Here is a 19,999-nt window from a genome sequence, read left to right as displayed (position 1 = left end):
CACTAGCTTAGCTCTTTCTTGATACTTACTACTTAATTCTTACATCCTGCATTTGATACTCGATACCTGGCTCTTCTCCCATTTACTTAAACACCTTCAATATTGATCCCCAGAACCAGTTTTCTTCTGCTTTAAGCATGGTTTCCAAAGTTTTGTCAACATTACCAGCCAATTTGTTTATATCCGTAATCGATTTTTTGAAAGTCTTAAACTCCGGATCTTTATCATCTCCTTCAACGTTCGAGAGTTCATTTAATACCTTTAAAACTGGTTCAAGTTCTCTTTTTTTACGTTCTTTGGCTACCTGGCGGGCAATGTTCCACACGTCTTTGTCGGCAAAGAAGTACTCTTTACGTTCACCAGCTTTGTGTTGTTTTTCAATTAGTCCCCAGCTAATCAAATCGCGGAGGGTCATGTTGGCATTTCCCCTCGAGATACTCAGCGTTTCCATTATCTCTTCAGTGGTAAGTGCATCTGCAGAAATTAGCAACAAAGCATGTACCTGTGCCATGGTACGGTTAATGCCCCATTCTGAACCCAGTTTGCCCCAGGCTTCTATAAATTTTAACTTTGCTGCTGCTAATTCCATACACAAATATAAATTGTTTTATTAAACTTTCAAGAATTATTGAAAGTTTATTTATTTTGAAATTTATTGCTATCCCTTTGCAACTGATCCAAAATACCCATCCAGCTTTTTTCTTTACCATTAACCGATTGGAGCACCCCGATTAAAGTCGGGTCAAAATAAATCGCTAATTTCAATACCGGCAATGCCAGTTCTGGTTTAAACATGGTACCCGGTGCAAATCCTGCTTCGTTATTTTTAGCCCGGTCCCGGTCGAACTTTACAGTCGTATTTACATATTCTTCGTGCTGTTTTTCGCCTTTTATGTAAGGTATTAGCCAGTTAACAGATTTTTGAATCGATGAACCTTTTGGCGATTCGTAGCTGTAAAAATTGATTCCTCTCGCGCGGTCAATCATAATGGCTAGCCTTAGCATGGGTTCTAAATCGTAAATGTGGTAGTGCATGGCATCACGTTCTTTAAAATCCAGGCTGGTACCGTCGGCATATAAGTTAATGTTGATGTGGCTTTTGAGGTTATCGATAGTCCAGATAATGAAATCAGAATTGTTTAATGCGTAGCCAATTTCGCCAACTACTTTTAAGCGGTGAGCATTCCAGTTGTTAATGGCTGTGGCTCTTCCCGCTTTCATTCGCTTGCTGTTAATTTCAGTTAGCGCAGTTTCAGCAAGCCACTTTTCAATTGTGTTTTTAGCTTGAGGTTTGATGTCTGTTTTAATCAGGTCGTATGCTTCTACAGCTTCATTCAGGTTGGTATCGTCGATCGGATCGCCGTTGGGTCGGTTTGTTTTTGCCCAGGCTTCAAGAAATTCTACACATTTGTGGAGATATTTTTGGTCATCACTTAAACGATATTGCAAAGCCAGTGCAAACATTTTGTTCATATCGGCCAGTGCCAGCCGTGTGCGTTCTTTTTTAGGATTACCTTTCAGTAAACCTTCAGTACGGATGGTATCAACAGGATTAGGTTGCTCTTCGAGGTAGTTTAATGCATTTTTTGCGAAGCCTGCATATAATTTTTGAGATTCGGAGTTGTTTTTAAGTTGGGTTTTAAGTTTTTTAATTTCATTGTTATTTAGGCTAACCACTTGCGAAAAAGCAGTTAATGCCAGACTTAGTAATACGATTGTCGCAGCAAACTTTCTCATCTTTAAATAGATTGAATTTTTATTCTCTAATACAAATCTAGTTTTTATTCGCGATGCATTTAATTTATTACTTTTTTATACCGCCCATTTTTTTATTTTTGACGTTCGTTTAAACTTAAACAAACCTTAATGAATAACTGGTTTAATAAAAATGGCATACACCTGGCCATTATTGCATTTTTTGTAGTCATTACATTTGCCTACTTCAGTCCTGTTTTACAGGGTAAAGCGCCACAACAAGGCGATGTTTTGCAGGCAAAAGCCATGCAGAAAGAAATTATGGATATTAAGGAAAAAGATGGTAAAGGACCTCTTTGGACCAACCAGATGTTTGGCGGTATGCCCGCTTATCAAATCTGGGTTCAATATCCTCTAAACATTACTACTTATGGTATCGATGTAATAAAAGGTGTATTTCCTGATCCAGTGGGAACGGTTTTACTTTATCTTTTAGGTGCTTATTTATTATTCTGCGTACTAAAAATAAACCCATGGCTTGCTGCGGCAGGCGCCATTGCTTTTGCGTTTACTTCGTACAACTTCATTATTATTGCTGCCGGGCATAGTAACAAGGCGTTGGCTATAGGCTTCTTTGCCCCTATATTGGCAGCGATAATTCTTACGCTGCGAGGCCGTTATTTGGTTGGGGCTAGTTTACTGGCCTTGTTTATGGCGTTAGAAATCCGCTCTAACCACATCCAAATGACCTATTATTTGTTTATGGCGTTGGCTATTTTGGCTGGTATAGAACTTTATCATGCCTTTAAAGCTAAGCAACTGGCTACATTTGGTAAAGCTATTGCCTATATTGTAGCGGGTATTTTTTTATCGGTGCTGGTAAATGCAGGTACCTTGTGGACCACCTATCAGTATGGTAAAGAAACCATTCGTGGTAAATCTAACCTTACTACCGATAAAGCTGAGCCATCAAATGGATTAGATAAAGAATATGCTTACCAGTGGAGTCAAGGTGTTGGCGAAAGTTTCTCTTTCTTAATTCCTAACATTTATGGTGGTGCAAGCAGTATCGATGAAATCATTAAACCTGAAAGCAATACCTATAAAGCAGTTGAAAAGAATCTTTCAGGTGTAGACCCACGTCAGGCTATTGGTTACATGGCCCAAAACCTTGGAACCAACCAGTACTGGGGAAATAAGCCGGGTACTGCAGGTCCTTACTATTTTGGCGCTATTATTTGTTTCCTTTTTGTGTTTGGCTTATTTATTGTTAAACACCGTTGGAAATGGTGGATTTTAGGGACAAGTATTTTATTAATGTTCCTTTCTTTTGGAAGTAACTTGCCATTTATCTCCGATATTTTCTTTGATTATCTGCCTGGTTATAATAAATTCAGAGCAGTAGAATCAATATTGGCAATTGTAGGCTTCCTGGTTCCTTTGTTGGCTATTTTGGCTGTTAAGGAAGCGCAAGAAGGAAAATACGATCAGAAATATCTGGTGCAGCGCTTAATCTGGTCGGCTGGTATTACCGGTGGCTTTGCTTTAATTATTGCTGTAATTCCAACTGCGTTTTTCAGCTTTACGCAAGCCAATCAGGCACAGGTTTTAGATGCATTAACCCAAACTTTACAGAATAACAGAGGTGCTGCAATGGAAATTTTAAATGCCATTGTTGCAGATCGCGTTGCTTTGGCGCGTGCTGATGCTTTGCGTACCTTGTTGTTCGTTACCATTGGTTTTGGTATTACTTGGGCATTTATCACCAAAAAAATGAACATGCAACTGGCTTTTGGTTTGCTGGCTTTGTTTGTTTTAATCGATTTATGGCAGGTAGACCGCCGTTATTTAAACAACCAGAATTTTGTAAACAAATCGGATCTGGCCAGCCATTATCAGCCGCGTGATGTAGATAATTTTATTTCGGCTGATAAGGATCCCAACTTTAGGGTTTTCGACTTATCATTGGGCGATCCGTTTAAAAGTGCAGAAACTTCTTATTTCCATAAAACAGTTGGTGGTTTCCACTCTGCAAGGTTAAAACGTTTCCAGGAACTGGTAGATAAGCAAATGACCAAAAGCATCAACCAGGATGTGCTGGACATGTTAAATACCAAATACATCATTACACAAGATCCTCAAAACGGATCTTATAAAATGCAGCGCAATGCAACGGCCGCCGGTAATGCGTGGTTTGTACAAAGTGTGCAGTTTGCAAAGAATTCTGATGAGGAAATGAAAGCCATCAGCAGTTTCGATGCTAAAAAAGAAGCTATTGTTGATGAGAGTTACAAAGATTTAATCGATACCAAACGTTTAGGTACTGGCCAGGAAGGTTTTATTCGCTTAACTACTTACAATCCTGATCATTTAACTTACGAGTATTCTTCTGCTAAAGATGTAATTGCCGTTTTCTCTGAGATTTACTACAAGGAAGGCTGGAAAATGTATATCGACGGTGTAGAAAAACCATACTTCAGAGCTGATTATGTTTTACGTGCTGCCCAACTGGAAGCAGGTAACCACAAACTCGAATTTATTTTCCATCCAACAGCTTACTATGCGGGTGAGAAAATTTCGTTGGCAGGTTCTATCCTCTTGTTAGCGGGATTAGGTTTCGGGTTTTATAACGAAGAGAAGAAGAAAAAGAAAGCAGTTAAGGCCAAGGCCTAAGTTGCGTTTTAGTATACAAGCCCCATAGGATTTCGATCTTATGGGGCTTTTTTGTTGATGAAAAATTCTGTTTATCAAACTAACTCAGCAATTACCAGCTTATACAATTAACCTCTTTTAACAGACATTATCCGATTGAATAATAATTTAACAATGTGGTAACATTTGTTTGATAAACAGCATCTTACCTTTGTGTTGTAAAATCAGATGATATGTTAGAATCTTTCTTTGCCGTGTGTTTATTGATTGTTGTACTTTATTTCTTTAGCCCTTTTGAGGTAAAACTCGATGAGGAAGAGGAGTGGTAACACATCTAATTTATACTGGAACTGCCTAAACAGGGCGGTAATAAGATTCTTCCCCCTAAAATTTCCCGTTTATGGACAAGAGAAATGTTGATGTAGTCGTGATCTCCGACGTGCATTTGGGCACCTATGGCTGCCATGCTAAAGAGCTTTTAAAGTATCTTAAAAGTATTAAACCCAAAACATTGATTTTAAATGGCGATATCATTGATATCTGGCAGTTTAGCAAAAGTTACTGGCCCGAATCGCACATGAAAGTCATCCGTAAGCTGATGAAGTTTGTTTCGGAAGGCGTGCAGGTGCATTATTTAACTGGCAACCACGATGAGATGCTCCGCAAATTTGATGGTATGGAAATGGGTACATTCCATCTTCAGAATAAACTAATTTTAGAACTCGACGGTAAAAAAGCCTGGTTTTTTCATGGTGATGTGTTTGATGTGACCATGCAACATTCTAAATGGCTGGCCAAACTGGGTGCGGTAGGTTACGATACCTTAATTCTGATCAATAGTTTTGTAAACTGGGTATTAACGGCACTAAGAAGAGAAAAAATGAGTTTCTCGAAAAAAATAAAAGCTAAATTTAAAGATGCTGTTAAATTCATTAACAGTTTTGAACAAACTGCAGCTGAACTGGCGATTGAAAAAGGTTATCAATACGTAGTTTGCGGACATATCCACCAGGCCGAAAAAAGGGAAATTGCTACCGATGAAGGAAGTGTTACCTATTTAAACAGTGGTGATTGGGTAGAAAGTTTAACCGCTTTAGAATATGAAAACCAAAATTGGACGGTTTTTAAATATGAGCATCAGCATTTTATCAAAGATGAATTGGACGAAGGACTCCTGTCTGACGCCGAAGATTTGAAGAGTAAACTGGATATAAATATTCTTTTGCAGAATATAAAATATGAAATTGCCCAATAATTTTAGATATTCGGGCATAAAATGAAGATACTTTACGCGATACAGGGAACGGGAAATGGACATATTAGCAGGGCCAGGGAAATTATTCCTTTGCTCCAAAAATATGGTGAGCTTGATATTTTAGTGAGCGGCACACAGGCCGATGTTAAACTCAGTCAGCCGGTAAAATACCAGTTGCATGGTTTTAGCTTTATTTTTGGCAAAAAAGGTGGTGTAGACCATTATAAAACCTGGCTGAACATGAATCTTTTCCGCTTTAGAAAAGACATGAAACAGCTTCCCCTGAAAGATTATAACCTGATTGTTAATGACTTTGAGCCGGTAAGCGCCTGGGCATGTAAGCTGCAGGGCATTGAATGCGTTTCATTAAGCCATCAGGCCGCTTTTAAATCGAAAAAAGTACCACGGCCGAAAACTTTGGACTGGGGAAAACTGATTTTAAGCCGTTATGCCCCACCAAATATCATATTGGCTTCCATTTCGATCGTTACGATACTTTTATCCATACGCCGGTAATCAGGGCCGAAATCAGAAACCTGGAAAGTATAAATTTGGGGCATTACACGGTGTATCTTCCGGCTATTGATGATAAACGTTTGGTAAAGCTTTTTACCCAGATCCCGAATGTGAAATGGGAAGTTTTTTCTAAACACAGTAAAGTAGCTTATCAGGAAGGCAATGTTTTTGTAGAGCCTGTAAACAACGAAAAATTCAATAAAAGCTTAGCTAGCTGCGAAGGTTTATTTACGGGTGGTGGTTTTGAAGGGCCAGCCGAGGCACTTTATTTAAAGAAAAAATTGTTGGTTGCCCCTATGCGTTTTCAGTTTGAACAGCAGTGCAACGCTTATGCCTTAAAGCAGTTTGGTTTGCCGGTTATTTGGGGAAGCAGCCGCAACTGGTTGCCAATTGTTAAAGACTGGGTAGAAAATCCCCAAAAACACGAATTTAATTTTCCAGATGAAACTGCCCAGATTATTGATGATATGGTGAAAAAATATGCCAGGATCTAGCTTTCAGCTTTTGACTTCAGTCTTTAAGTTTTCTGCTCTTTGGAGTTAAATTATTTTCTTTACTTTGCCTAATCGTTAAAAAGGCATGATTAATCAGTTTAGAAAGCTAAATCCAGTTAACCTCATATTTTTGCTGGCCTACACATTTTTTATGCGTATGGCTATCTTTTATGAAACACCTTCGCAGTTAAATTTCGATTTTCTGGAGCCTTTTGCCCGCTTATTGATCAACGTAGATCTCGATAATGCTTTTACAGCACAAACGAATATTTTTATTGCGGCGGTTTTGGTTTATGTGCAGGCCTTAATTTTTAACAGGGTTGTAAACAATCATAACTTATTGGGTAAACCAAGTTTTTTGCCCGGATTAATGTTTGTAACGGGCACAAGTTTGTTTATGCCATTTATGACTTTAAATCCGGCGCTGATTTGTAATTTCCTGCTCATCTGGATTATCGATAAGTTTTTAAAACTGGGAAAAAGTGCCAATTCTATAACCACGGTTTTCGATATCGGGATGATCATTGCCATTGGTACCCTGGTTTATTTCCCTTTTATGGGCATGCTGCTCATGATTTTTTTAGCATTACTGCTTTTTAGGTCGTTTAACTGGCGCGAATGGGTAGCCGGGCTAATCGGTTTTATTACCGTATTCTTTTTCCTTGCCGTATTTTACTATTGGAAAGATAATTTGAGCTCTTTTTATCAAATCTGGAAACCTTTGGGTAATAAGTTTCCATCGGTGTTTAAAATCAACTATAACGATTATTTGGTGCTTATTCCGGTAGCCATTATCATTATCCTGGCATCGTTACAATTGCGCGAAAATTTCTTCAGGAGTTTTATCAGTACGCGGAAAAGTTTTCAATTGCTTTTTTTCATGTTTATTGTGGCTATTGTTAGTTTTTACCTCAAACCTAATTTTCGTACCTGGCATTTTCTGCTTTGCGTGCCACCGGGGGCAGTACTGTTAGCTTACTATTTTAGCAATGCCAAAAAGCGCTGGTTTTACGAAACTTTGTTCCTCTTGTTCGTGCTTTCGGTGCAGTACTTTCTGTTTGTTTAACCTTTTTTAACAAATAACTGGAACGAAACTTGACAAAGATTAATAGCTTTGTGCATGATTTTAGCGTTAAAGCTTTTTTAAGTTTTAATTTGATGGATAGAATTGAGATCTTCGGAATTTCTAAAGTATAAAATTGATAAAGAGAAATTTTAAATGCGCACGTTAAGCATTGATATTGGAAATTCTGCTGCTAAGGTGGCTGTTTTTTTAAATAAAGAAATCGTTCACCATCAGCGTTTTAATAAACTTGGGATTATTGATCTGGCTCAGCTGATAGAGAAATTTTCACCAAATAAATCAATTATAAGCAGTGTTAATCAGGAAATTAGCCAGCTTGAGGGGTTTTTAAAAAAACATACTGAATATACGCGTTTTTCGGCCTTGTTAACCAATGGTGTGCAAAACAGATATAAAACGCCTGCCACTCTAGGATTAGATAGATGGGCTGCTGTTTTGGGTGCAAACGGATTATTCCCGGCAAGTGCCAGCTTAATTGTAGATGCGGGGACATGCATCACCTACGATGTTTTAAGCCTATCAAAAGCATATTTTGGTGGAAGCATCAGTCCGGGGATTAATATGCGTTTCAGGGCAGTACACGAATTTACTGGACGCCTGCCTTTGGTAGAGTGGAATGAGCAGGAAGAAATAACAGAAGGGACAGACACACAATCGGCAATTAAAAATGGCGTTTTACAAGGTGTAATAAATGAAATTGAAGGCTTTATTGCCCTAAATAATAAAAAAGAGAGTGCTTTGAAGGTAATTATAACCGGTGGCGATGCTAATTTTTTGTATAAGCAATTACAAAACAGCATCTTTGCGCCTCAAATTATAAAAGATCCCTACTTGGTATTAAAAGGATTAAATGAAGCTATTGCAGATTAAAATGTACAAAAGAATAAATTATATTGCAGCCATACTCGTTCTAGTTGGTGGTTTAAGTGCTCAGGCACAGGTTACTACATCATCGCCATATTCAAGATATGGGCTTGGTAATATAAAAGGCTCTTTGTTGCCTCAATTGCGGGCAATGGGTGGAATTTCTACTGCTGTAAACAAAGTAAGCGGTTTTAACTACATCAATATGCAGAACCCTGCATCATATGCCGGTATTTCGTTAACCACTATCGATATTGGTATGAGCGCAAGTATCAATAACTTAAGCAGAGGCAATTTAAACGAGAGTACCTTTAACTCTACTTTTAGCCATTTGGCCTTTGCAGCACCAGTAGGTAGAAAATCGGCTTTGAGCTTTGGTATTTTGCCTTATTCTGATTTAGGTTATACTTACAGGAACAAGGTTAAAATTGATACTACTTCGGTTGATCAGGTTTACGAAGGTGAAGGCGGTTTATCGAAAGCATACTTTGGTTACGGCTATCGTTTTGGCGATCATTTAAGAATTGGGGCCAACTTGGAATACATTTTTGGTAACCTGCAAACTACGCGTTCAACCGAATACAGCAGCGCAATTGTTGGGGCCTATAATGCCAAACTTCAAAATAAAAACAGTGTAGGTGGTTTAGCTTATTCTTATGGTATCCAGTACGATTTTAATGTAGGTAAGAAAACATTGGTAACCCTGGGTTATTCGGGTAGCACTTCGGGTAAAATAAATTCGAGCCAGACCTTTTTCGCAACCCGCTATCTTAGAGATGCGAATGGCAATGAGCAACCGGCATTGGATACTTTGAGTAGAATTGATAAAGGAAAATCTAACCTTACTTTGCCATTAACCCATAACTTTGGTATAGCTATTCAGCAGAATGATAAATGGATGATCGGTGCTGATTTTAGAATGAGCAAATGGTCGGAAACCACAATCAATAATGTTAGCCAGGGTTTGCAAGACAGCTGGGGAGCATCGTTAGGTGGCCAGTGGACTCCTGATGCTTATTCTTACAACAGTTATATGAAACGTGTTGATTACCGCTTAGGCTTTAATTACGATAAAACGTATATTCAGGTAAACAATCAGAACATTAAACAAATGGGCGCTTCGTTGGGTTTTGGTTTCCCGCTACCATCAGCAAATGGAGGTACGGCATTTTATAAAATTAACTTTACAACTGAGGTTGGGCAAAGAGGAACTTTAAACAATAACCTGGTTAAAGAACAGTATATTAATTTCCACCTTGGCTTTACCTTAAACGATACCTGGTTCCGTAAGTACCGCGTAGACTAATGAATTTAAAAACATTTTTATATGGTCTGTTTCTGGCGTTGCCATTGTTTTTGGCTTCTTGTGGAGACGACGATCTAAAAAATGCGAATTCAGTTTCAGCAGGTAAGGTAACCTTAACACGCGACCGTACCATTGGTGTTGAGATTATTTACAGCGACTCGGCTAGGGTAAAGGCAAAAGGCTATGCGCCAATACTGGATAAGATTACACCTTCTAACGGTGGTTCTTACCAGGAAATGATTAAAGGCGTAAACATCGATTTTTACAATCCACAAGGCACAGTTGATGGAAACCTGGTGTGCGATTATGCCATCAGGAAAGATACTGAGCTTAAAACCGAATTCCGTAAAAATGTGGTGGTAAAGAATAGCAAGGGCGATACTTTTTCCTCTCAGGAGTTAATCTGGGATGAATCGAAGAAGATTTTCTATTCAAATCAAACCGTTGATATTTTGAGCGTAAACGGTGACTTTACAAGGGCAAAGGATTTTAAGGCTCCTCAGGATTTCAGTACTTATGAAATGGGACCTGGAACAGGTGAAATTAACTCGAAGGGAACTTTATAGCTGGATCTGGAATAGTGGTGGCACCTTAACTTATGTAGTATGGAGGAGGTAAAATGGATAATGTATTAAGAATCCATCAAAATACAGCGGTTTTGAAGCTAATTTTATAGGCAAATCCCGCCATCTTCCATCAGCCATCTTACCTCCTACATCCCCCTTATAATTAAGCGTTTGATAAATAAAATTTTGTGTTTTCTTTTTTAATGCAAATTTGTATCTTGCGCCCTCTTAAAAAAGAACTAAATAAATTTATAATTACAATATGGGATTAATGACATTTTTGCGTAACCGTGCGGGCTATATCCTGGTCTTTGCAATCGGTTTTGCAATTGTTGCATTTTTAGTAGGCGATGCAATTAACGTAGGTAAACCTTTTTGGTCTGCAAATCAAAAAGTTGTCGGATCTATTGACGGTAACGAAATCAGTATCGATGATTTCGGACCAAAGGTTGATCAGGGTGTAAACCAAATGAAACAACAATATGGCGGTAGTGCAAATGCACAAATGACTGCTATGGCTGTAGATCAGGCCTGGAATGCAGAACTGGCTAAAGTTTTATTAACAAAGGAGTACGATCGCTTAGGTTTAACAGTATCGGAAGATGAGTTGATGGATTTATTGCAAGGTCAGAACCCTAGCCCATTAATTAAACAGTATTTTTCTAATCCTCAAACCGGCCAATTAGACCGTGTAACCCTGATGAACTTTTTAAAATCAAAAGAACCTCAGGCTTTACAACAATCTGATATGTTGCAACAGGAGATTAAAAATCAAGCGTTACAAACCAAATATTCTAACTTAATCCGTAATTCGGTTTATGTAACTTCGTTAGAGGCTACTGATGAATATAACAACCGTAACAAACTGGCTAACTTCAAATATGTAAGTTTAGATTATACTTCTATTCCGGATGCATCAGTTAAATTAACGGATGGAGATTATTCTGAATACTATGATCAGAATAAAGCACGTTTTAACAATCCAACTGAGACCCGTGCTTTCGAATATGTAACTTTCAGCATTAGCCCAAATAAAGCCGATTCATTAGCGATTAAAGCGCAGGTGGATAAAATTGCTGCCGATTTTCAGGTAGCTAAAAACGACTCACTTTTTGCAGCTATCAATTCGGATGTTAAAGTTCCTTTTGCTTACCTAACGAAAGGTAAATTAGATCCGGCTGTTGATTCTGCAGTATTTGCATTGCCTGCAGGTAGTTTTTATGGTCCTAAATTATCTGGTAACTCTTATAAAATTGTAAAAGTTGTAGCCAGCCGTTTCTCTCCTGATTCGGTAAAAGCCAGCCACATCTTAATCGATCCGGCTAAAGTTGGTGGTGAAGATAAAGCAAGCAAGTTAGCCGATTCATTAAAAGGTTTAATTTTGAAGGGGGCAATTTTGCTGAGCTTGCTAAAAACTACAGTGTAGATGGTTCGAAAGATAAAGGTGGCGAGCTAGGTACTTTTGCACGTGGTGCTATGGTGCCTGAGTTTGAAAACGCAGCATTCGATGGCAAAGCAGGAGATATTAAAGTAGTTAAATCTCAGTTCGGTTACCATATTCTTAAAATCGAAAAACAAATCGGTTCATCTAAAGTAGCTAAACTAGCTTATGTTGAGAAAACATTAGCTGCAAGCAGCAAAACACAGGCCGCGGCTTATAAAGCTGCAAGTAATTTCCTTGCTGATGTGAAAGGAAACGATTTTGCAAAACTTGCTACACAAAAAGGATTAAAAGTTGCCGTTGCTGATAGAGTTGCAGCTACACAAGGTTTCGCAGCAGGTTTAGATAACCCGCGTAAGTTAATCCAGGATGCTTATGCTGCTGATAAAGGTGATGTGTTACCTGAAATTTATACCATGAGCAATGCGTATGTTGTAGCACGTTTAACCAATGTTAGTCCTAAGGGTACCCTATCGTTAGCCGATGTTAAAAAAGAAATCGAGCCAATGGTACGCAATGCGGTTAAAGCTAAATTGTTAAAAGAAAAACTGGTTAATGCCGGTAAAGGAAATATCGATCAGGTTGGTGCGAAGCTAGCTCGTCCGGTTAGTCCAGTACAGAACATTGTATTTGCTAACCCGGTAATTCCAGGTGTAGCACAAGAAAACGCTTTGGTTGGTAGCGTATTTGGTTCTCAGCCAGGAAAATTATCTGCTCCTGTTCAGGGCGAACGTGGTGTTTATGTATTCTCAGTTGATGGATTTACAAACCCTGCACCAATTGCCAACATGTTTAAACAAAAAGAAGGTATGTTATTAAGCTTAGGTCAGCGTTCATTAGGAGCGGCTTTCCAGGCTTTACAAGATAATGCACAGATAAAAGACAATCGTGTGAAATTCTATTAATTAGAAAATACGTAATTTTGTAACCGTTCCGATCAATTATCGGAGCGGTTTTTTTATTTAAGGCCATGGAAATTCAAGAAAACATCATCAATAAAGTAGCAAACAGTGGTTTGGTAAGCTTAAACCTCGAAGACTTTTATCATAAAGGCGAAAGAGTGCTTTATGATATTGTAGATAATCTTTTTCATGGACTGATGCTGAAGGAGAAAGATTTTAGGGAATTTATCAAAAATCACGACTGGGTACAATATCAGGATAAGAACGTAGCGATCATCTGCTCTGCCGATGCCATTGTACCCACATGGGCTTATATGCTGTTGGCGAATAGAATGAAGCCTTACGCCAACGAGGTAGTGTTTGGCGGACTGGATACTTTGGAAGCTGTACTATTTTCGAAAGCACTGGCTAAAATTAATCCGCAGGATTATGCGAATGAACGTGTCGTGGTAAAAGGCTGTGGCGACATTGAGGTGCCTGTAGCCGCCTATGTAGAGGTGACCAATCTGCTAACACCAGTTGTTAAAAGCATCATGTTTGGCGAGCCTTGTTCTACCGTTCCGGTTTATAAACGAAAAGATTAAAAATTGGTTTGCTTTTTGTATATCTTCATCAAGAAAAGAATATGTTCCCTTTTTTAAAGACGATGTTTCTTTTCTATACACACAAATGAATACAAAAGCGATGAAAAAACTGTTTTTAATAGTCACGGCTGCACTATGCAGTTTCCATGTATTGGCACAGGAGCTCCCTCTCAAGAAGGAGCCTGTATTTCAGGAAGGAGAAGTTTTAAAATATAAATTGCGTTACGGTTTTATAACAGCTGCCGAGGCCACGATAAAAGTTGCCAATTCTGATTTAAAGTTTGATAATAAGCCAACCTATAAGCTTACGGTTGATGCGGAGACCTCAGGAACTTTCGATATCTTTTATAAGGTTAGGGATCATTACGACTCTTACATCGATAAAACAGACCTGTTACCTTACTTCTATCAGGAAAATATCCGTGAGGCCAGTTACCGCCGTCAGGATAAGGCAAGGTTTAATCAGGATGGTAAGAAAGTAGTCTCGAACAGGGGAACTTTTACTACCCCAACCAGCCAGACTTTCGATCTGGTATCAGCCTATTATTTTGCCCGTAGCCTTGATATCAGTAAGATTAAGGTTGGCGATAAATTTAAATTGAACTATTTTTTGGGTGATGAAATTTCAGCCCTCGAAGTAGAATATATAGGTAAAGAAACCATAAAGAGCAAACTCGGCAATATCCGCTGTTTAAAATTTAGTCCATCTATTAAGCCGGGCCGGATATTTAAAAAAGACAGCAGATTGTACCTTTGGGTAACCGATGATGGCAACCGTGTGCCGGTAAAAGCACAGGTAGAAATATTGGTGGGCGCAGTAACAATGGAATTAAAATCGGCCGATGGGCTGAAATATGCTTTAGCAAAAGAGTAATGATGATTGAAGTAGAACAAGTGCTGGTGCACGAAGATGTATTGAAAGAAAACTTTGTTTGTAACTTAAGCAAATGTAAAGGGATCTGTTGTGTAGAGGGCGATTCGGGTGCACCCTTGGATAATGACGAAAAAGCAATTTTAGAAGATATTTATCCAAAAATAAAGCACTTGTTAAACGAAAAGGGGATTAAAGCCATTGAAGAGCAAGGCGTGTACGTGGTTGATGAAGATGGCGATTTGACCACGCCTTGTGTCGATAAAAATAAAGAGTGTGCCTATGTGCTTTTTGAAGGTGGGATAACCAAATGTGCCATTGAAAAAGCTTATGAACAAGGTTTGGTAGACTGGCAAAAACCTATTTCGTGCCACTTATACCCTATCCGTATCACTAAATATCCAGAATTCGATGTCCTGAATTACGATCGTTGGCACATCTGTCACGATGCCTGTACATTTGGACGTGAGCTTAAAGTACCGGTGTATAGTTTCTTAAAAGGACCGCTTATCCGTAAATATGGAGAGGCCTGGTATAAAGAACTGGAGAGTTCGGTTGCGGCGATGTAGTGCTATCGTCTACAATATTATAAGATATATTGACTCTAAATACCATTAAACTAATTTGGAATTCAATATTGAGGCTATATTAAGCTAATTGCTTCTAAACTATTTCGTTCAGTTTTCTGCTAATGTCACAATTAAGTTGGTTTTTGAAGAAATCTAACTTAATTTAGCCAACTGAAATTCATTTAATAACTGTGAAAAAAATTTTAATTACTGGTGGAGCGGGCTTTATTGGCTCTCACGTAGTTCGCCGTTTCGTTAATAACTATCCTCAATATGAGATTATAAATTTAGACAAGTTAACCTATGCAGGTAATCTGGCTAATTTAACCGATATAGAAAACAAACCGAATTATAGATTTGTAAAAGCAGATATTACCGATGCACAAGCGATTGATGAGCTTTTTAAAAGCGAAAATTTTGAAGCTGTAATTCACTTAGCTGCAGAAAGCCATGTTGACCGTTCTATTTCCGACCCAACCGCTTTTGTAATGACGAATGTGATTGGTACCGTAAATTTATTAAATGCGGCCAGAGCTTACTGGAAAGGTAGTTATGACCAAAAACGTTTTTATCATGTAAGTACGGATGAGGTTTATGGTGCCTTAGGTGAAGCAGGGATGTTTACCGAAACTACTGCTTACGATCCACACAGCCCATATTCGGCCTCTAAGGCCAGTTCCGATCATTTTGTTCGTGCTTATCACGATACTTATGGTATGGACTGTGTAATTTCTAACTGTTCAAACAATTATGGCTCACATCATTTTCCTGAGAAACTGATTCCGTTAGCCATTAACAATATTAAAAACAACAAACCTGTACCCGTTTATGGTAAAGGTGAAAATGTGCGCGACTGGTTATGGGTTGAAGACCATGCCCGTGCCATTGATGTGATTTTCCATAATGCTAAAACCGGCGATACCTACAACATTGGTGGCCATAACGAATGGAAAAATATCGATCTGATTAACCTATTGTGTAGCATTATGGATGAAAAATTAGGTCGCAAAAAAGGTGAATCGGCTAAACTGATTACCTATGTAACCGACCGTGCAGGGCACGATTTGCGTTATGCTATCGATTCGACTAAATTACAGGAACAGTTAGACTGGGTGCCAAGCTTACAGTTTGAAGAAGGTTTAGCCAAAACTGTTGACTGGTATCTGCAAAATGAAGACTGGCTAAACAATGTAACCTCGGGTAATTATCAATCTTATTACGCACAACAGTACAGCCATAAATAATGGAAATTGAACAAACTGGATTAAAAGACTGCCTGATTATTAAACCGCGGGTATTTGAAGATGCCAGGGGGTATTTTTTTGAAAGTTTTAACCAAAGTACCTTTGAAGAGAAAACGGGTTTATCGGGGAGGTTTGTACAAGACAATGAATCTCATTCTTCTTATGGTGTAATCCGTGGATTACATGCCCAAACGGGCGAATTTGCTCAAGCTAAACTGGTACGTGTAACCAAGGGTGAGGTTTTGGATGTTGCGGTTGATATACGTCCAAGCTCGCCAACTTATGGTAAGCATTTCGCAGTACGTTTAAGCGCCGAGAATAAGCTCCAAATGTATATTCCACGTGGTTTTATACATGGCTTTTCGGTATTGAGTAAAACTGCTGAGTTTTTGTATAAATGCGATAATTTTTTCAATAAAGCTTCAGAAACGGGTGTAATTTATAACGATGCGGACCTGAATATCGACTGGTTAATTCCAGAAAACGACAGAGAAGTATCTGAAAAAGATCTGCTTCTAAAACCTTTTTCTGCATTACAGCATATATGAGCAAGATATTAGTAATTGGTGCTGGTGGTCAACTAGGCCAATGTTTAAAAAACGTAGCCGAGCTTAGGGGGATTGCTGATATAGTTTTTCCTTCAGAACAGGATGCCAATATCTTAGATGAAGGTGTTTTAAATGCATTGTTAGCTATAGAACAACCAGCTTTTGTAATCAATTGCGCGGCATATACTGCTGTAGATAAAGCTGAAGATGAGATTGAACTGGCAAAGGCCATAAATGAGACCGGAGCAGATTATCTGGCCTCTGCTTGTGCAGCACATGGCTCAACATTAGTACATATTTCTACAGATTTTGTTTTCGAAGGTAATGAGGTAAAACTGCTAAAAGAAGATGATGAAGCAAAACCTATCAATGTTTATGGTGTAACTAAACTTGATGGAGAAAAGGCTGTGGCAGCCAATTTACCAGCCCATTTTATTATCCGTACCAGCTGGTTATATTCTGAATATGCGAATAACTTTGTTAAAACCATGTTGAAACTGGGGGCTGAGCGGGATGAACTGAATATCATTGCCGATCAGGTAGGTACACCAACTTATGCCATAGATTTGGCCAATGCGATTTATGATATTATCGAGTCGGGCCAAAAGGCTTATGGCGTTTACCACTACAGTAATGAAGGGGTAACTTCGTGGTTCGATTTTGCAACCGCCATATTTGATATTAGTAAAACTGCGGTTAAGGTAAAACCAATTCCAGGATCGGCTTATCCTACTAAAGCTACGCGACCAGCTTTTTCGGTAATGGATAAAACGAAAATTAAAACTACTTTTAATATAAAAATCCCTTATTGGAGAGATAGCCTGGTGGATTGTATAGCGAAGCTTCGCTAACAGTTTGCAATAGAAAATATAGTTAATTAACAAGATATGAGCTGTAGTCGTGACCAATGACTACTGAACAAATAAACTAATCACAATACTATGAAAGGTATAATTTTAGCTGGTGGTAGCGGCACACGTTTGCATCCTTTAACATTGGCTTGTAGTAAACAAATGATGCCGGTTTACGATAAACCGATGATTTATTATCCGCTTTCTACTTTGATGCTGGCGGGTATAAAAGAAATCCTGATTATATCTACCCCGCACGATCTGCCTAATTTTGAGAAATTGTTGGGGGATGGTGTTGCATTGGGCTGTAAATTTAGTTATGCGGTGCAGACAGAACCCAATGGTTTAGCACAGGCTTTTGTAATAGGCGAAGAATTTATTGGTAAGGATAAAGTTGCCCTGGTATTGGGCGATAATATTTTTCATAGTGATGGATTGACCAAATTGTTACAAGCCAGCGCTGATCCAGATGGAGGTGTAGTATTTGCTTATCAGGTTGCAGATCCGGAACGCTATGGCGTGGTTGAGTTTGACGAAAATAAAAAAGCCATTTCAATTGAAGAAAAACCAGTAAAACCGAAATCGGATTATGCTGTACCTGGATTGTATTTTTACGATAATGAAGTGGTTGAGATTGCTAAAAATATTAAGCCTTCTCCAAGAGGTGAATATGAAATTACTGACGTGAACCGTATTTATTTAGAGCGGGGTAAATTAAAAGTAGGTGTATTGAGCCGCGGAACTGCCTGGTTAGATACCGGAACATTTACTTCTTTAATGCAGGCCGGTCAGTTTGTGCAGATTATTGAGGAGAGACAGGGCTTAAAAATTGGTTGTATTGAAGAGATTGCTTATCGCATGGGCTTCATCGATGCGGAGCAGCTAAAGGCTATCGCTATGCCCTTGGTTAAAAGTGGTTATGGCAGTTATTTGCTGAAGCAGATTAAATAGACCATAAGGCTAATAAAGTTATATTAAATCACCAATGCAGCTTATGTGTTTGGTGATTTTTATTTTTGAGTATGTTTGTTCTGATCTCCATTCTTGATTGTCACGATGAACTTTATCCCGGCCAGGCAGACCGGTGTTTTAACCTCTTTCCAGTGTTCATGTCTAGGTAAGCTTTTATTCAAAGTTAAACCAATTGTAAATTCAATTAATTCATAAATAAAAAACTTCTACAAATCTAAAGGACGATGAGAGGATTACTGGGAGAGTGTGATGCTTAATCGATTTTCTTTGCGCAATTACCGAAAGAAAAATAATTTAAAAATCGCCTGTTATTTCTCTTTCTTGCTTAATTAAATGTACTTTATCAATCGAATAAATTATTCTGTATGTTTGTAGCTTATAAAAAGATTAATAAACATGAAGGTTGCTTTAATTACAGGTGTTACGGGACAAGACGGAGCTTATTTGGCAGAATTTTTACTTAAAAAGGGTTATTTTGTTCATGGATTAAAGCGGCGTTCATCATCATTTAATACCGATCGGATCGATCACCTTTATCAGGACCAGCATGAGCAAAACGTAAACTTTAAACTGCATTACGGCGATTTAACTGACTCAACTAACTTAATTCGCGTTATCCAGGAAACGCAACCTGATGAAATTTATAATCTGGCAGCGATGAGCCATGTGCATGTGAGTTTTGAAATGCCAGAATATACTGCAAATGCTGACGGTATAGGAACCTTGCGCCTTTTAGAAGCGGTACGTATTTTAGGCCTAACCCAAAAAACACGGGTTTACCAAGCGAGCACTTCAGAATTGTATGGTTTAGTACAGGCAGTGCCGCAAAGCGAAACCACTCCTTTTTATCCACGTTCGCCCTATGCCGTAGCGAAAATGTATGCCTACTGGATTACCGTTAACTACCGTGAAGCTTATAATATATTTGCATGTAATGGTATTTTGTTTAACCACGAAAGTCCGCTAAGGGTGAGACATTTGTTACCCGCAAAATTACGCGTGCGGCGGCTAAAATAGCCTTGGGGCTACAAAAATGCCTTTATTTGGGTAATTTATCTGCCCAAAGGGATTGGGGGCATGCCAAAGATTATATAGAAGCGATGTGGTTAATTTTGCAACAGGAAAAGCCAGAAGATTTTGTTATCGCAACTGGAATTACTACAACCGTTCGTGATTTTGTAAGGATGAGCTTTGCTGAGTTGGGTATCGAAGTTGAATTTTCGGGCAAAGATGAGCATGAAAAAGGTGTAATCATAGGTTTAGATGAGTCACTTTTAGCCAAAAATGGAATTGTTGGTGATAAATTATTTTTAGGAAGTACAGTTGTACAGGTAGATTCTAAATATTATAGGCCGACGGAAGTGGATTTATTATTGGGCGATCCTACCAAGTCTAAAACACAACTAGGTTGGAACCCAAAATATGACCTGGCTGCCTTAATAAAGGATATGATGATTTCTGATCTTCATTTAATGAAGAAAGATGAATACCTGAAAGATGGTGGATTTAGAACCTTGAATTACTTTGAATAAACTGATGGTATAATAGTATGAATGCTTGTTAAATAAATTTTTAGGAGATTTCC

At 38.5% G+C, this 19,999-nt stretch carries 19 protein-coding genes and 1 pseudogene; 18 read left to right on the top strand and 2 right to left on the bottom strand.

What is annotated here, in order from left to right:
• Positions 1–82 precede the first annotated feature (82 nt).
• Positions 83–589, bottom strand: coding sequence for a GbsR/MarR family transcriptional regulator (locus G7074_RS08090; RefSeq protein WP_124562042.1), 507 nt, complete (start codon positions 587–589; stop codon positions 83–85).
• A 47-nt stretch (positions 590–636) separates the two neighbouring features.
• Complete coding sequence (locus tag G7074_RS08085) at positions 637–1,737, bottom strand: alginate lyase family protein (RefSeq protein WP_166207878.1); 1,101 nt, start codon at positions 1,735–1,737, stop codon at positions 637–639.
• A gap of 129 nt (positions 1,738–1,866) precedes the next feature.
• Between G7074_RS08085 and G7074_RS08080 the strand changes: the two genes are divergently transcribed.
• From G7074_RS08080 to gmd, 18 genes and pseudogenes are all read left to right on the top strand, one after another.
• Positions 1,867–4,368, top strand: coding sequence for a YfhO family protein (locus G7074_RS08080; protein WP_124562044.1), 2,502 nt, complete (start codon positions 1,867–1,869; stop codon positions 4,366–4,368).
• A gap of 379 nt (positions 4,369–4,747) precedes the next feature.
• A complete protein-coding gene (locus tag G7074_RS08075; protein ID WP_124562045.1) occupies positions 4,748–5,602 on the top strand; it encodes a UDP-2,3-diacylglucosamine diphosphatase in 855 nt (284 codons plus the stop codon).
• A 21-nt stretch (positions 5,603–5,623) separates the two neighbouring features.
• Complete coding sequence (locus G7074_RS27885) at positions 5,624–6,118, top strand: glycosyltransferase family protein (protein ID WP_370526609.1); 495 nt, start codon at positions 5,624–5,626, stop codon at positions 6,116–6,118.
• Positions 6,025–6,612 (top strand): glycosyltransferase family protein, encoded by a 588-nt coding sequence (locus tag G7074_RS27880; protein WP_370526644.1) that lies wholly within the window; start codon positions 6,025–6,027, stop codon positions 6,610–6,612. Before G7074_RS27885 ends, G7074_RS27880 begins: the two co-directional genes overlap by 94 nt.
• A gap of 85 nt (positions 6,613–6,697) precedes the next feature.
• A complete protein-coding gene (locus G7074_RS08065) occupies positions 6,698–7,678 on the top strand; it encodes a DUF6427 family protein (RefSeq protein ID WP_124562047.1) in 981 nt (326 codons plus the stop codon).
• A gap of 153 nt (positions 7,679–7,831) precedes the next feature.
• Positions 7,832–8,566 (top strand): type III pantothenate kinase, encoded by a 735-nt coding sequence (locus G7074_RS08060; protein ID WP_124562048.1) that lies wholly within the window; start codon positions 7,832–7,834, stop codon positions 8,564–8,566.
• A gap of 1 nt (position 8,567) precedes the next feature.
• On the top strand, positions 8,568–9,866 hold the full coding sequence (locus tag G7074_RS08055) for an outer membrane protein transport protein (protein ID WP_233603963.1): 1,299 nt from the start codon (positions 8,568–8,570) through the stop codon (positions 9,864–9,866).
• Entirely contained in the window at positions 9,866–10,432 is a 567-nt protein-coding gene (locus tag G7074_RS08050; RefSeq protein WP_124562050.1) for a hypothetical protein, read from the top strand. Before G7074_RS08055 ends, G7074_RS08050 begins: the two co-directional genes overlap by 1 nt.
• 262 nt (positions 10,433–10,694) lie before the next feature.
• Positions 10,695–11,858, top strand: a complete 1,164-nt coding sequence (locus G7074_RS27875) for a peptidylprolyl isomerase (protein ID WP_370526608.1) — start codon at positions 10,695–10,697, stop codon at positions 11,856–11,858.
• The gene (locus tag G7074_RS27870; protein ID WP_370526643.1) at positions 11,798–12,778 is read left to right on the top strand and encodes a peptidylprolyl isomerase; all 981 of its coding nucleotides are present in this window, start codon (positions 11,798–11,800) and stop codon (positions 12,776–12,778) included. Before G7074_RS27875 ends, G7074_RS27870 begins: the two co-directional genes overlap by 61 nt.
• A 65-nt stretch (positions 12,779–12,843) precedes the next feature.
• Positions 12,844–13,359, top strand: a complete 516-nt coding sequence (locus tag G7074_RS08040; protein ID WP_124562052.1) for a DUF2480 family protein — start codon at positions 12,844–12,846, stop codon at positions 13,357–13,359.
• Between the two features lie 100 nt (positions 13,360–13,459).
• Positions 13,460–14,233, top strand: a complete 774-nt coding sequence (locus G7074_RS08035) for a DUF3108 domain-containing protein (RefSeq protein ID WP_124562053.1) — start codon at positions 13,460–13,462, stop codon at positions 14,231–14,233.
• A 2-nt stretch (positions 14,234–14,235) separates the two neighbouring features.
• Positions 14,236–14,799: a DUF3109 family protein gene (locus G7074_RS08030; RefSeq protein ID WP_124562095.1), complete on the top strand. Its 564-nt coding sequence runs from the start codon at positions 14,236–14,238 to the stop codon at positions 14,797–14,799.
• Positions 14,800–14,990: 191 nt separating this feature from the next.
• Positions 14,991–16,043, top strand: a complete 1,053-nt coding sequence (gene rfbB, locus G7074_RS08025; protein WP_166207875.1) for a dTDP-glucose 4,6-dehydratase — start codon at positions 14,991–14,993, stop codon at positions 16,041–16,043.
• Positions 16,043–16,591, top strand: coding sequence for a dTDP-4-dehydrorhamnose 3,5-epimerase (gene rfbC, locus G7074_RS08020; RefSeq protein ID WP_166207872.1), 549 nt, complete (start codon positions 16,043–16,045; stop codon positions 16,589–16,591). The genes rfbB and rfbC overlap by 1 nt, the downstream gene beginning before the upstream one ends.
• A complete protein-coding gene (gene rfbD / locus G7074_RS08015; protein ID WP_166207869.1) occupies positions 16,588–17,442 on the top strand; it encodes a dTDP-4-dehydrorhamnose reductase in 855 nt (284 codons plus the stop codon). Before rfbC ends, rfbD begins: the two co-directional genes overlap by 4 nt.
• 90 nt (positions 17,443–17,532) lie before the next feature.
• The gene (gene rfbA, locus G7074_RS08010; RefSeq protein WP_166207866.1) at positions 17,533–18,393 is read left to right on the top strand and encodes a glucose-1-phosphate thymidylyltransferase RfbA; all 861 of its coding nucleotides are present in this window, start codon (positions 17,533–17,535) and stop codon (positions 18,391–18,393) included.
• Between the two features lie 417 nt (positions 18,394–18,810).
• Positions 18,811–19,946 (top strand): annotated as a pseudogene (gmd, locus tag G7074_RS08005) (GDP-mannose 4,6-dehydratase).
• Positions 19,947–19,999 lie beyond the last annotated feature (53 nt).

The sequence above is a fragment of the Pedobacter sp. HDW13 genome (genome assembly GCF_011303555.1).
Lineage (GTDB): Bacteria > Bacteroidota > Bacteroidia > Sphingobacteriales > Sphingobacteriaceae > Pedobacter.
This window is presented reverse-complemented; position numbering and strand designations above follow the sequence as displayed.

Excerpts from the sequence above, each read along its gene's own strand:
- G7074_RS08090 (WP_124562042.1), bottom strand. The coding sequence starts at position 589 with ATGGAATTAGCAGCAGCAAAGTTAAAATTTATAGAAGCCTGGGGCAAA.
- G7074_RS08085 (WP_166207878.1), bottom strand. The coding sequence starts at position 1,737 with ATGAGAAAGTTTGCTGCGACAATCGTATTACTAAGTCTGGCATTAACT.
- G7074_RS08080 (WP_124562044.1), top strand. The coding sequence starts at position 1,867 with ATGAATAACTGGTTTAATAAAAATGGCATACACCTGGCCATTATTGCA.
- G7074_RS08075 (WP_124562045.1), top strand. The coding sequence starts at position 4,748 with ATGGACAAGAGAAATGTTGATGTAGTCGTGATCTCCGACGTGCATTTG.
- G7074_RS27885 (WP_370526609.1), top strand. The coding sequence starts at position 5,624 with ATGAAGATACTTTACGCGATACAGGGAACGGGAAATGGACATATTAGC.
- G7074_RS08065 (WP_124562047.1), top strand. The coding sequence starts at position 6,698 with ATGATTAATCAGTTTAGAAAGCTAAATCCAGTTAACCTCATATTTTTG.
- G7074_RS08060 (WP_124562048.1), top strand. The coding sequence starts at position 7,832 with ATGCGCACGTTAAGCATTGATATTGGAAATTCTGCTGCTAAGGTGGCT.
- G7074_RS08055 (WP_233603963.1), top strand. The coding sequence starts at position 8,568 with ATGTACAAAAGAATAAATTATATTGCAGCCATACTCGTTCTAGTTGGT.
- G7074_RS08050 (WP_124562050.1), top strand. The coding sequence starts at position 9,866 with ATGAATTTAAAAACATTTTTATATGGTCTGTTTCTGGCGTTGCCATTG.
- G7074_RS27875 (WP_370526608.1), top strand. The coding sequence starts at position 10,695 with ATGGGATTAATGACATTTTTGCGTAACCGTGCGGGCTATATCCTGGTC.
- G7074_RS08040 (WP_124562052.1), top strand. The coding sequence starts at position 12,844 with ATGGAAATTCAAGAAAACATCATCAATAAAGTAGCAAACAGTGGTTTG.
- G7074_RS08035 (WP_124562053.1), top strand. The coding sequence starts at position 13,460 with ATGAAAAAACTGTTTTTAATAGTCACGGCTGCACTATGCAGTTTCCAT.
- G7074_RS08030 (WP_124562095.1), top strand. The coding sequence starts at position 14,236 with ATGATTGAAGTAGAACAAGTGCTGGTGCACGAAGATGTATTGAAAGAA.
- rfbC (WP_166207872.1), top strand. The coding sequence starts at position 16,043 with ATGGAAATTGAACAAACTGGATTAAAAGACTGCCTGATTATTAAACCG.
- rfbD (WP_166207869.1), top strand. The coding sequence starts at position 16,588 with ATGAGCAAGATATTAGTAATTGGTGCTGGTGGTCAACTAGGCCAATGT.
- rfbA (WP_166207866.1), top strand. The coding sequence starts at position 17,533 with ATGAAAGGTATAATTTTAGCTGGTGGTAGCGGCACACGTTTGCATCCT.